General features: G+C 64.8%; 10 protein-coding genes. 5 read left to right on the forward strand and 5 right to left on the reverse strand.

The features are described 5' to 3' along the window. Positions 1 to 2 precede the first annotated feature (2 nt). Positions 3 to 1,274 carry an O-acetylhomoserine aminocarboxypropyltransferase/cysteine synthase family protein gene (locus tag pbN1_RS18745; protein ID WP_169202359.1) on the reverse strand — a complete coding sequence of 424 codons (1,272 nt, stop codon included), beginning with the start codon at positions 1,272 to 1,274 and terminating at the stop codon, positions 3 to 5. A 265-nt stretch (positions 1,275 to 1,539) separates the two neighbouring features. Between pbN1_RS18745 and pbN1_RS18750 the strand changes: the two genes are divergently transcribed. Beyond that, complete coding sequence (locus tag pbN1_RS18750) at positions 1,540 to 1,893, forward strand: hypothetical protein (RefSeq protein WP_169202360.1); 354 nt, start codon at positions 1,540 to 1,542, stop codon at positions 1,891 to 1,893. Here pbN1_RS18750 and pabB read toward each other — a convergent pair. Together pabB and pbN1_RS18760 are read right to left on the reverse strand one after the other, a co-directional pair. After that, positions 1,881 to 3,797: an aminodeoxychorismate synthase component I gene (pabB, locus tag pbN1_RS18755; protein WP_244857027.1), complete on the reverse strand. Its 1,917-nt coding sequence runs from the start codon at positions 3,795 to 3,797 to the stop codon at positions 1,881 to 1,883. The two genes, pbN1_RS18750 and pabB, sit on opposite strands and share 13 nt — an antisense overlap. Next, positions 3,695 to 4,912 carry an MFS transporter gene (locus pbN1_RS18760; protein ID WP_169202362.1) on the reverse strand — a complete coding sequence of 406 codons (1,218 nt, stop codon included), beginning with the start codon at positions 4,910 to 4,912 and terminating at the stop codon, positions 3,695 to 3,697. The genes pabB and pbN1_RS18760 overlap by 103 nt, the downstream gene beginning before the upstream one ends. A gap of 312 nt (positions 4,913 to 5,224) precedes the next feature. On the opposite strand from pbN1_RS18760, the gene pbN1_RS18765 reads away from it, so the two are divergent. The 3 genes from pbN1_RS18765 to pbN1_RS18775 all read left to right on the forward strand — a co-directional run bounded on the left by pbN1_RS18765 (position 5,225) and on the right by pbN1_RS18775 (position 8,202). Then, positions 5,225 to 5,593, forward strand: coding sequence for a hypothetical protein (locus pbN1_RS18765; RefSeq protein ID WP_157866651.1), 369 nt, complete (start codon positions 5,225 to 5,227; stop codon positions 5,591 to 5,593). Positions 5,594 to 5,709: 116 nt separating this feature from the next. Further along, complete coding sequence (locus pbN1_RS18770; protein ID WP_011239391.1) at positions 5,710 to 6,162, forward strand: YaiI/YqxD family protein; 453 nt, start codon at positions 5,710 to 5,712, stop codon at positions 6,160 to 6,162. A gap of 228 nt (positions 6,163 to 6,390) precedes the next feature. Further along, positions 6,391 to 8,202 (forward strand): M61 family metallopeptidase, encoded by a 1,812-nt coding sequence (locus tag pbN1_RS18775; protein ID WP_169202363.1) that lies wholly within the window; start codon positions 6,391 to 6,393, stop codon positions 8,200 to 8,202. Between the two features lie 4 nt (positions 8,203 to 8,206). On the opposite strand, the gene pbN1_RS18780 is transcribed toward pbN1_RS18775, so the two are convergent. Both pbN1_RS18780 and pbN1_RS18785 read right to left on the reverse strand, forming a co-directional pair. Continuing rightward, positions 8,207 to 9,598, reverse strand: a complete 1,392-nt coding sequence (locus tag pbN1_RS18780) for an MATE family efflux transporter (protein ID WP_169202364.1) — start codon at positions 9,596 to 9,598, stop codon at positions 8,207 to 8,209. Between the two features lie 138 nt (positions 9,599 to 9,736). After that, positions 9,737 to 10,828 (reverse strand): DNA-binding protein, encoded by a 1,092-nt coding sequence (locus tag pbN1_RS18785; RefSeq protein WP_169202365.1) that lies wholly within the window; start codon positions 10,826 to 10,828, stop codon positions 9,737 to 9,739. Between the two features lie 119 nt (positions 10,829 to 10,947). Here pbN1_RS18785 and pbN1_RS18790 point away from each other — a divergent pair, with 119 nt between their 5' ends. Next, positions 10,948 to 12,063 carry a site-specific integrase gene (locus tag pbN1_RS18790; protein WP_169202366.1) on the forward strand — a complete coding sequence of 372 codons (1,116 nt, stop codon included), beginning with the start codon at positions 10,948 to 10,950 and terminating at the stop codon, positions 12,061 to 12,063. Positions 12,064 to 12,604 lie beyond the last annotated feature (541 nt).

Genomic DNA, 12,604 nt, shown 5'->3' on the forward strand with positions numbered 1-12,604 from the left:
CGTCAGGCCGCGGCGAGCGCGCCGTCGAGGTCGGCGATCAGGTCGTCGATATGCTCGATGCCGACCGACAGCCGGATCATGTCTTCGGAAACGCCGGCCTTCGCCATCTCGTCCGCCGACAGCTGGCGATGCGTCGTCGATGCCGGGTGGCACGCCAGCGTCTTGCAGTCGCCGATATTGACGAGGCGGGTGACCAGTTTCAGCGCGTCCTGGAAGCGTGCGCCGGCAGCGCTTCCGCCCTGCACGCCGAACGTGAGGATGCCCGACGCGCGCCCGCCCATGTAGCGCTGCACCAGCCCATGGTCCTCGTGATCCGGCAGGCCGGCGTAGTTCACCCAGCTCACTTTCGGATGGTTCTTCAGGAAGCTCGCGATCCTGACGCTGTTTTCGCAGATGCGGTCCATCCGCAGCGCGAGCGTCTCGATGCCCTGCAGGATCAGGAACGCATTGAACGGCAAGATCGCCGCGCCCATGTTGCGCAGCGGCACGACGCGTGCGCGGGCGATGTAGGCGGCGGCGCCGAGCGCTTCGGTATACACGACGCCGTGGTACGAGACGTCCGGCTCGTTGAGCCGCCTGAACCTCGCCTTGTGTTGCGCCCACGGGAACTTGCCGGAATCGACGATGATGCCGCCGAGCGAGTTGCCGTGCCCGCCGAGATATTTCGTCAGCGCATGAACGACGATGTCCGCGCCGTGCTCGAACGGGCGGCACAGGTACGGCGACGGGACGGTGTTGTCGACGATCAGCGGCACGCCGTTGCGGTGCGCGACCTCGGCGAGCTTCTCGAAGTCGGTGATGTTGCCGAGCGGGTTGCCGACCGATTCGCAGAACACCGCTTTCGTGCGTCCGTCGATCAGGCGCTCGAACGCTTCCGGGTCGCGGTAATCGGCAAAGCGCACCTCGACGCCGTATTGCGGCAGCGTGTGCGCGAACAGATTGTAGGTGCCGCCGTAGAGCGTGCTCGACGTGACGATGTTGTCGCCGGCTTCGGCGATCGTCTGGATCGCCGCCGTGATCGCCGCCATGCCGGATGCCATCGCCAGGCCGGCGATCCCGCCTTCGAGCGCCGCGACCCGCTTTTCGAGCACGTCCTGGGTCGGGTTCATGATGCGCGTGTAGATGTTGCCTTGCACCTTGAGGTCGAACAGGTCGGCGCCGTGCTGGGTGTCGTCGAACGCGTACGAGGTGGTCTGGTAGATCGGTACCGCGACCGCCTTGGTGGTCGGGTCGGGACTGTAGCCGCCGTGGACGGCGAGCGTTTCGAGCTTCATTCGGGAGTTCCTCGGGGGGATGACCGGAAAAGTATAACCATCGGCGTTTCGAATCCGGAACATCGATTGATGCGCGCATAGGGATCGCGAGGCACGGCGGGCGGCTCGCCGCGTTCGCTTCGCCTCGTTGCGGGGAATTCTGAAACTCCTCTTTGTCATAGTTCTTGCATTCCGGATTGCGTATTCCATACTGGGAATTCAGTCCGCTCCAGAGCCCAGCAAAGGAAAATTCAATCAGGGACCGGAGCTCACCGGGAGAGGGGAGATGGCGACATCAGGACGCATAGCGACATGGCTGGAACTCGCGGTTGCACCTCAGTGGCGGCAGACCTCATGCAGGATCCGGGTCCATGCGGTCGGCGGCAAGGAGGGGGGGTGTTTCGCGATCTCGATGAATGAGCGCTGGTTATGCTCGAGCAGCGGTGGACTCACCGTTTTCTGCGGGCTGGGCACGGCGCGGCGGTTCCTGAAACTCCTCCGGATCGAGAAATTCGAGCAGGGCGAATCCCCGGACGTATCCGTTCCGTGCGACGGTTCGCGCTACTGCCTGCGCATGGACAACAACAACGGCTTGCGACGCTGTCTGCCGAGTCAGGAGGTCGGCCGCTACGCCGCCTGATCGGGGATAACGAGGTCGACCCGGACGAGCCCGCGCACGGCGTTCGCGACGTAGATCGCTTCGGCCGCGAGGAGATCGCGGCGCGTAAGACGGGCTTCCCGCGAGCGGCCGTCGATCAGCAGCCGGCGCCGATAGACGCCATCGAGCGCGCCGCTCGCCAGAGGCGGCGTCAGCAGCATCCCGTCACCCGGGTCCAGGAACACGTTCGTGCGGGCGCCCTCCGCGAGCTCGCCGAGTTCGTTGAAGAACAGTGCGTCGAAATGGCCCTGCCGGCCGATACGCTCGAGTTCCGTGTCGTACAGCTCGCGCGCAGTGGTCTTGTGCCGCATCAGGGGATCGCGGCTCGAGATGCGGATCGGAGACACGACAACACTCGGCCTCGACCCCGCTTCCGGCTCCTCCAGCCGGGCCGAACCGATCCGGAAGCTCCCTGACGGGTTGAGCACCAGACGGACGCGATGAGCTTCGACGAGTGATGCTGCGGTGTGCATCAGTGCCGCACGGAGCGCCTCCTGGTCGAGCCGAAAGCCGAAATGCGCGGCTGATGCCGCGAGACGCGCGAGGTGCAGCGCGAGCAACGGGTAGGGCTCGGGTGAGGCGGGCTCGCAGCGCAGGGTCTCGATCAGGCTGAAACGGGGCACGAGATCGGTGAAAAAACGCCCTTTCAGCAACGATTCGTCCCACTCTCCATCGGCATACGAATCGGCAACGATTCCGCTGCCGAGGCCGAGGCGGACGTCCCCGGTGCTGCCGATCTCGATCGTCCGGATCGGCACACTGAAGCGAAAATCCCCGTCCGGTGCGATCCATCCCAACGCCCCGCAATACAGCCCGCGCGGGCCGGGTTCGAGTTCGCGAATGATCTCCATGGCGCGGATTTTTGGCGCCCCCGTGATCGAGCCGCAGGGGAAGAGCGCGCGAAAGATCGTCGACAGCGTTGCACGCACCGGCTCGGCGACGACGGTCGAGGTCATCTGCCAGACGCTGGGGTAGGACTCGATCGCACACAGCCCCGACACCCGTACCGCTCCGGGGGACGCGAGGCGCCCGAGGTCATTGCGGATCAGGTCGACGATCATGACGTTTTCGGCGCGGTTCTTTTCCGACGCGGCGAGCAGCGCGGGGTCGGAATCGCGGGGCGCGGTGCCCTTCATCGGCCGGCACGTCAGGCGCGTACCCTGGCGCTCCACGAACAGCTCCGGCGAACGCGAAAGGATCGCGCTGCCGGCGTGGCGGACGAAAGCGCCGTAGCGGACCGGCTGGGCCTCGCGCAGTCTGCCGTAGAGCGCGAGCGGGTCGCCGTATGCCTCGCCGCGGAGCGCGAAGGTGAAATTCACCTGGTAGCAGTCCCCCGCATCGATGAGGTTGCGGATGCGCGTCACCGCGGCTCGGTGTCCGGACTGCGCGATATCGCTCGCGATTGCGGCGACACCGGCAAGACGTTCGTGTTCACCCAGGGCGGCGATGGCGCGATCGAGCAGCGCGGCGGTCTGCGCCGCCGTTTTTCGCTCGGCCTGGCCGAACACCCACGCGCTCAGCAGCGGACCGGGGGCCGCCGGCAGCAACGGCGTGAGTCGGGGCTCGAGGGCATAGCCGAGCTCGTAGGTCGCGGCGAGCGCGATCCAGCCTCCGCGCGAGCGTGCCTCGTCGATCGCTTCGAAAGCCTGCGCGACGTCATCGGGACCGCTGCAGGTGATGCACGCGCGAAGCTCCGACAGCAGCAGGTCACCGGTGTTGGCGAGGTTGTCGTCGAACAGCGCGAAGGGAGCCGAATCAGGCAGCATCGGGAAAGCCGTCGGATTCAGGCCGTTACTACGGCAGTCGTGCGCAACCGCGCTTCGCGGATCGGCAGATTGACCAGCGCCGCCGCGGCTGCGAGCGCCATGTCCGCGTACCACATCCACGTGAAATCGCCGCGCTGCGTGATCGCCAGCCCGCCAAGATACGCGCCGAGGAAGCCGCCGATCTGGTGCGACAGCAGCGTCAGGCCGAACAGCGTCCCCAGGTAGCGAATGCCGAACAGCTTGCCGACGAGCGCGGCCGTCGGCGGCACAGTCGCGAGCCAGGTGAAACCGAGACCCGCGGCGAACAGGTAGAACGTCAGGTCGGTTTTCGGCATCAGCAGGTAGGCACCGACCAGCAGCGCGCGCGAACCGTACATCGCCGCGAGCACGTATTTGCTGCGATAGCGCGACACCCATGCGCCCGCATAGAGGCTGCCGACGATGTTGGCCAGGCCGATGATCGCCAGCGACCAGCTCGCCACCGACGGCGGCAGGCCGCACAGATCGACTTCGCCCGGCAGGTGGGTGACGAGAAAGGCAATGTGGAAGCCGCAGGTGAAAAAGCCCGCATGCAGCAGCAGATAGCTGCGATCGCCCATCGCGCTGCAGACGCTGTTCCACAATCCGGTGTCGTCGTGGACGTGCCGGACCGGCGCCTTGCCGGACGTCGTCAGCCTGCCGACGAGCGGCAGGGCGGCGAGCGTCATCAGCGCGAGCGCCCACATCGCCCCCGTCCAGCCGACGCCCTGGATCAATTTCTGCAGCACCGGCGCGAACACGAACTGGCCGAACGAACCGCCGGCGTTGATGACTCCGGAAGCCGAGCCGCGCGCTTCGAGCGGCAGCCGCTGGGCGGCTGCGCCGATCAGCACCGAGAAGCTGCCCGCACCCGAGCCGATCGCCGACAGCAGGCCGAGCGAGACGATCAGGCCGACCCCGGAAGTCATGAACGGAGTGACTGCGCTGCCCAGCGCCAGCACCAGCAGCCCGGCGACCAACACTTTCGCGGGGCCGTAACGGTCGGCGGCCGCGCCCGCGAGCGGCTGGATCGCACCCCACATGAATTGGCCGATCGCGAGCGCGAGACTGATCGTCGCGACACCGAGCCCCGTCGAAGTGTTGAGCGGCGACACGAACAGGCCCATCGACTGCCGGGCGCCCATCGTCACCATCAGGATGCCGGCCGCAGACAGGGTGACGATCAGCACATCGCGTTTTACGAGAGAACGAAGCATGAAGAAAATTCCAATGAAGTGCCGCGGGCGACGCCAACGTAGCACACTAACTCGCGGGTGGCGCCTGAACAGACATGTTCCTTTCCGGGGCGCCATTCCTTGTTGTTGACCGGATCGGATAGAAGCGGCACACCTTCGACGAGACGGGAAACGGCTTTGCAAAGCCGTGCTCCTGGTTCGTTTTTCCGTTTCCTGAAACAATCCAGAATTGCGCAAGCTCAATGAACCGTTCGTGCCATTCCTGCACTGTGCAGCATTTCCTCCCGCCGACTTCCCGGTGGGCTGTACACATCGGCTTGAAGGAAGACATCCGTGAAATCGACTCTCCCTGCGTTGCTCGCATCTTTCTCCGCGGTCATCCTGGCCGCATGTTCCGGTCCCACGGAATCGACCGGGCCGAGCGAGCCGGGAGCCTATGTGATGAACCTGGGGAACGGGAAAGCTGAACTGCGCATCATCCGCGCGGACCGGACGTCGATGTCGGTGCCGGGAACGTGGATGAAGGACGGCTCGATGTATCAGGTCGAGGTGGCCGGGTGCGGTGCCCTCGGCTTCAGGGAGCAGGGCCTCATTACCTACTGTGACCAGTGTGTGCAGATCAAAAAGGAACCGGACCGCTACCCGGACTGTAAAATCGCCGGCGAGTCCTTCCCCGACACGTGGATCAGCTCCGGATTCTGATTCCTCCCGGAAACAGGGAGATGGCGGAGTCAAGCTCTGACGCAGCGGGTCTGCGCACGCTCGCTGCCCAATGCAATGTATCGTGACGCCCTGGCAGTCCTGACGGGAGTACGCACATGCAGATCTGGGTCGACGCCGATGCTTGTCCGAAAGTGATCAAGGAAATCCTCTACCGTGCGGCGGAACGGACCGGCGTGCTGTTGACGCTGGTCGCCAACCAGCCGCTGTTTCCGCCACGCTCGCTGTGGATCAAGACCCTGCAGGTGCCACCCGGCTTCGACGTCGCGGACAATGAAATCGTCAGGCGGCTCGCCACGGGCGACCTCGTGGTCACTGCGGACATTCCGCTGGCGGCCGAAGTCATCGCGTGCGGCGGCCATGCGCTGAACCCGCGGGGCGAGTTCTATTCGACGGAGAACATCCGCGAGCTGCTGAACCTGCGCGATTTCATGGATACCTTGCGTTCGTCGGGCGTACAGACCGGCGGCCCGGCAGCGCTGACGCAGGCTGACCGGCAGGTGTTCGCGAACCGTCTCGACCAGTTTCTCGCCCGGATCGTGTCGGACTGAGCGAGGGGGCTGCGGGCCGCTTTCCCGGCCGTCCCTTATCCCCATGCGCCGTGGGCAGGTATGTGGACAACTTGTGGGGATGCCGGGCAGGCCGTTGAACACAAAGGAAATGTTGCGTCTGCACAAAAATGAGGCATTCGCGCCACAATTCACTCGGGAGAGCGAGGCAGGCGGTCCGGGCGCATTCCCGCGCTAGAATCCCGGGCCACCTTTTTCGCGGAATTGCACATGACCGGTCTGCCGCCCATCCGTTACACCATCGCGCCGATCCGGCCTGCCTCGCATCTGTTCGAAGTCACGTGCACGGTCAGCGATCCGGCCCCCGGCGGGCAGGTGTTCCGCCTGCCGGCGTGGATTCCGGGCAGCTACATGATCCGGGAATTTGCCCGCAACATTGTCACGTTGCGGGCCGAATGCGAGGGCAGGGCGGTTGCGGTCGACAAGCTCGACAAACACACCTGGCGCGCAGCGCACGTTGCGCCCGGTCGTGCGCTGACGCTGGTGTACGACGTCTATGCGTGGGATCTGTCGGTGCGGGCCGCGCACCTCGACCCGACCCACGGATTCTTCAACGGCACAAGCATGTTCCTCGCCGTCGAAGGGCATGCTGACCGGCGCTGCCTCGTCGAGATCCTTCCGCCGCCCGCCACAACTTTCCGAGGCTGGAAAGTGGCGACGACGCTGCCGCGGGCGGCCGGCGAGATCGGTGTCGCGATGCCGATGGGGTTCGGATGCTACCGTGCCGACAGCTACGACGAACTCGTCGATCATCCGGTCGAGATGGGAACCTTCACCCACGAGGTGTTCGAGGCGGCGGGCGTGCCGCACGAAATCGCGCTCACCGGCCGCCACGACTGCGACACCCGACGTCTGTGCGCGGACCTCGCGCGCATCTGCGCCTGGCAGATCGAGCTCTTCGGCCTGCCGGCGCCGGTCGATCGCTACCTGTTCCTGACGATGCTCGTCGGCGACGGCTACGGCGGTCTCGAACACCGCGCCTCGACCGCGTTGCTGGCGAGCCGCAACGACCTGCCATACGTCGGCATGAGCGGTCTGCCCGACGGCTACAAGGCTTTTCTCGGGCTATGCAGCCACGAGTATTTCCACACCTGGAACGTGAAGCGGATCAGGCCTGCCGCCTTCACGCCGTATGACCTGCAGAGCGAGAACTACACGCGCCTGCTGTGGGCTTTCGAAGGCTTCACGTCGTATTACGACGACCTCGCGCTCGTCCGTTCGGGCGTGATCCCGATCGAGGACTATCTCGGCCTGCTGGGCAAGACAGTCTCGAACGTGCTGCGCGGCAGCGGCCGGCTCAAGCAGAGCGTCGCCGAGTCGTCGTTCGATGCGTGGATCAAGTACTACCGCCAGGATGAGAACGCGCCGAACGCGATCGTCAGCTATTACGCGAAAGGCTCGCTGATCGCCCTGGCGCTGGACCTGCAGCTGCGTGCCGCGAGCGCAGGCAGGACCAGTCTTGACGACGTGATGCGCCTGCTGTGGCAGCGGCACGGCCGGACCGGCGTCGGGGTCGAGGAGGACGGGCTGTTCGCGCTCGTCGAGGAAGTCGGCGAACGCGACCGGAAAGGCGCGGGGCGGCGACTCGCACGCTGGCTCGCGAAAGCCGTGCACGGGACCGAAGACCTGCCGCTCGCCCGCCTGCTGAAGCCTTTCGGTGTCGCCTGCGGTGTCGAGGCGGCATCGAAAAGCCCGACGCTCGGCGCGAAGCTCGCCACGACTTCGGGCGAGGCGCAGCTCGGCAGCGTCTACGATGACGGACCCGCGCAGGTGGCGGGACTGTCGGCCGGCGACGTGCTTGTCGCGATGGATGGTCTGAAAGTGACGGGAAGCTCGCTCGAGGCGCAGCTGGCGCGTCGCAAGGCGGGCGACCGGGTCGAGATCCATGCCTTTCGCCGCGACGAGCTGATGAGCTTTGACGTCGAACTGGCTGCACCGCCGGCCGATACGGCAAAGCTTACGCTCGCCGCCAAGCCCGTGGCGGCGGCGCTGGCGCTGCGCAAAGGTTGGCTGGGCGGCTGAGCGGTCAGGCCCGTGCGGCTTGCGGGCGCCGCATCACGACGCGCAGCAGCCAGCCGAACAGCACCGACGCGAGGATCGTGGCGACGACGCTGGCTTCCCAGAAGCCGGCCACGGTAGGCGACTGCTCGCGATCGGGGGCGTGGAACGCGAGCCAGTAGCCTCCGGCCAGCGCGATCCCCCAGAAACACAGCGCGTGCAGCAGCATCGGCATGAAGGTCACCTTGTAGCCTCGCAGCGCGTGGGCCGCGACCGTCTGCACGGCGTCGAAGATCTGGTAGATGCAGATGTAGAACACCAGCCCGAGTGCCACCGCGCGTACTGCCGGGTCTTCGGAAAACAGCGCGACGACCGGCTCGCGCCCGACCCACAGCAGCACGCCGATCAAGGCGACGAGGGCGACCGTCAGACCCATTCCGACGCGGACTGTCGCCCGCGCGCGCGCCGGGTCATGCGCGCCGGCAGCCTGCCCGACGAGCACCAGGATCGCGATCGATATCGCCAGCGGAAGCATGTAGATCAGCGCGGCGAGGTTTGCGACGACGCGGTGTCCCGCCACCGCCTCGGCACCGAGCCGGGCGGCGAACAGCGCGATCAGCGTGAACGACGACACTTCGATGAACGTCGACAGCCCCATCGGGATGCCCAGTTTCAGCAGGGCAAGGAGGTCGCGCCGGCGGGGCGGCTGCCAGTTGGCAAACAGCCGGTAGGGACGGTAATCGCGGTTGTGGGCGAGGTAGCCCGCGCCGCACGCGAACGCGATCCAGTTCACGATTGCAGTCGAGATGCCGCAGCCGATCGCGCCCAGGGGGGGCAGGCCGAAGGCGCCGTGCACCAGTGCCCAGGCGAGCGGAATATGGGTCGAGGTGACGATGAAGCTGATCATCATCAGGGCGCGGGGGCGGCCCAGCGCGTTGTTGAAGGCGTAGAAAGTGCGGTACAGCAGGACCGCGGGCAGGCCGAACGCGGTCGCGAGCAGATAATCTCGGGTCTTCCCGGCCACGTCGGCAGGCACGCTGCTGAGTTCGAGCAGGAAACCGGGGAACGCGAGCAGCGCGATGCCGGGTAGCGCGAGCATCAGCGCCAGCCAGAATCCCTGCTGCAGCGCCGGGCCGATGGCGTCGACCCGGCGCGCGCCGAAATGATGGGCGACAGTCGGAGCGACCGCCTGCAGCACGCCGACGAGCAGCATCACGATCGAAATGTAGACGCCGCTGCCGACCGCAACTGCGGCCAGGTCGAGCGTGCCGTAGCGTCCGGTGATGACGGTGTCGGCAATCAGCATGCTCATCGACAACAGCTGGGCGACGAGCACCGGCCAGGCGTGATGAAACAGGCGGTAGGCGATGGTGAGCGACGACTCGGGAGCGCTCAATGGGAAAAAAACCGGGGCGGACATCGAGCGGGGTTCCCGGTCGGTTGCGGAAGAAGGCGGAGTTTAGCCAAAAAAACCATGTACATACCAGCCGCCCCGGCGGATCCAATTCCTGGTGCAGCACGCGGGCCTCTCCGGCACTGCGCCGGGAGACCGCTCCTCTTATCGCAGCGGGACTCCCCGCTTTCTTTTGGTGGTTCGGCGACGGGGATCAAGTCCGGCCGGCGAGTCTTTTTTCGACTGCTCCAGGGAACGCAGAGCCTGAACGATTTCCCCTTGGCTGGTGGTAAGGAGGAGGGCGAGTTCACCGGCGCGTGAGCGCTCGGCGTCGAGCGCAGCCTGCAGGGTTGCCTGAACCGCCTCGGCTTGCCGGAGTTCTGTCTCGAGGGTTTGCACCTTGCTTCTGGCTTCCAGAGCCTCCGCCTTTTCGGCTGCCAGAGCGTCCTCCAGCGTGACATTTGCCTGAATGGCGATTTCTCGATCAGCGCCCGCCACGGCCAGCTGCTTCGTCATGGAAGCGAGGGTGGTGTCCTGCGCAGAAACGTGCTGACGAAGTTCCGCCAGCGCGTTTTGTGCAACCCGAGCTTCGCTGCGCGCCTGATCGAAGCGAAGGAGGGCCTCCTTGATATCGCGGTCGCAACCCGACTTGACGGCGCTGATCTCGTTTTGCATGGCGACCAGCTTTTCGCCGGCTGCATCGAGCCTCTCTTTAAGCGTTTCCCGCTCCGCGTCGAGTTGCGCAATTTGTCGTTCATGACTTGCAGTCATGGACACGCGTTCCTCGGCGGTGGCGTTGAGGGCTGCTCTGGCGTCCTCCACTTGCGTCTTCAGCGTGTCGATAAGCGTCTGTTGTGTTTCGGCTGCGTCGGCTAGACGAATCCGTTGTCCAGCCAAATCGACACGTTCCTTCTCGATGCTGGAGGCTTCCTGCGCAAGGGCCTCGCGATCCTGGGTCAATTCATCCGTGCACACCTGGCGCGCCGTGGTCAAGGCCGCATTCCAAAACGTCCGGGCGGCCTGGCTGACTGCATCGGGCGCCTCGGGCGGTGCACAAAAGGCCGAAGGATCCTGAATTCGGCCACCGAGCGCCTTGAACCACGAATCCAGATGCGGTCCGACCGTGTTCGGCGAACCTCGTCCGATCTGGGCCCGGATGCGTTCGACAGTGGGCCGGAATCCCTTCAGCAACAACGTATCCGCAGCCTCCCATACATCCCGTTCTCCGACGCCGCCACGCTTCCCACTTTCGAGCATTACGCTTGACCTCCCCTCTTTCTTACATTCATTATTACATACGATAATCGAAAGTTATCGTGAGTAATAATCACAGTAGTGTAAAATACACTACACTTTACAGCATACAAACGTGAAAAATGAACCTTGACAACGACGCCCTTGACGACGACACGCTGCCTGCGCTGGCAAACACTGTTGCAGTGTTGAATCCCGACGCTCTGGCGCCGATGACGCAACAGGCTGTCGATGAAATCCTCGCCGAAGGAACGTCCGCCAACACCGATGCCAGCTACCGCGCCGCGCTTCGCTATTGGGCGGCCTGGTTTGCCTTGCGGTATCGAAAGCCGCTCAAGTTCCCGGTGCCGGTCCCGGCGGTGATCCAGTTCATCGTCGATCACGCGCAGCGAACGACCGCCGACGGACTCCGGGGCGAGTTGCCCGCAGCGCTCGACGCGATCCTGGTAGAAAAAAAATACAAGGCGAAAATCGGCCCCATGGCGCTGTCCACCCTCAATCACCGGCTGTCGGTCCTGTCATCGCTGCATAACCGCAGTCCCGAACTCGATAACCCTTGCCAAAGCCCCGCGGTGCGGGATCTCATTGCCCGCACCCGGCGTTCCTACGCAAGACGCGGCGAACGCCCCAAAGGAAAGGCCGCGCTGACCCGCGAACTGCTCGAGCAACTGGTGGGCACGTGCGACGACTCGCTCAAGGGCTTGCGGGACCGGGCGATCTTGCTGCTGGGCTGGGCGTCCGGCGGACGCCGCCGCTCCGAGATCGTGGGCCTGCGGGTGGAAGACCTGAAAAGGATCGGCGCCGACGAATTCATCTTTGAACTCGGCGCCTCGAAAACCAACCAGTCAGGAACCGTCAAGGCGGATGATCTCAAGCCCGTCGTCGGCGCGGCCGGCGTCGCCCTGGCCGATTGGCTTGCCGCGACGGGCCTGGCTTCGGGACCCTTGTTCCGCCAGATTGGCAAGAACGGAAACTTGCGCGGGGCTCTGTCCGCTTCCGCAGTGCGCACGATCGTCCAGGAGCGGTGCCTGCTTGCCGGTCTCGACGGCGATTTCAGCGCTCACTCCCTGCGCTCCGGATTCGTGACCGAGGCTGCGAAACAGCAGATTTCCCTGGGCGAAACCATGGCGCTGACCGGACATCGCAGCATACCGTCCGTGATGCGCTACTTCCGGGCGGGATCAGTCACCACAAGCAAGGCGGCCAAGCTTTTCGACGAGGGTGACAAGACCAAGTAGCTCACAGGTTTTGTCCGTGTTTCGGATGACTGTGGCGGTTATGCACGAGCGCGTACGCCCCCTCGGCCCGTGCGTCTGGGTCCAGGAATAAGCCCTTGGAATGCATCAGGATGCGCAGGAAGTGTATTAACATCGAGCCCCTGAATCGTCTTTCGACCACCATGCAACAACCGCCCTGTCCGTTGAACGATCTGGCCGAACTTCCGGGGGAAAGCCCTCATTACATACGGTCGTTGACGGAGATGGGCGAAGAACGCGAGGTCGTCGCGCACGAGGACGTCTTCGCTGCGAACGGTACGAAGCTCATTGCCAAGGGAGAGGTGGCCCCGATTGTCTGGACAGGGAATCCGGTTCGATAAGTGGAGCCTTGCCGGTTAGGGCCGGGGGCCCGAGGTCTGGGTTGGTTTTGACTTTCTCATATTTTATAAAAATCGGTTCGAGCTCGGTGGAGCTTGTGGGCGAAGGGCTGCGCGGTGGGAAAGTCGTCAGACTTTTCCACGGCAAGCGGCCCGGTGCGCGAAGCGCATCGTCCATAAATCCA

The organism is Aromatoleum bremense, from assembly GCF_017894365.1.
Classification (GTDB): Bacteria; Pseudomonadota; Gammaproteobacteria; order Burkholderiales; family Rhodocyclaceae; genus Aromatoleum; species Aromatoleum bremense.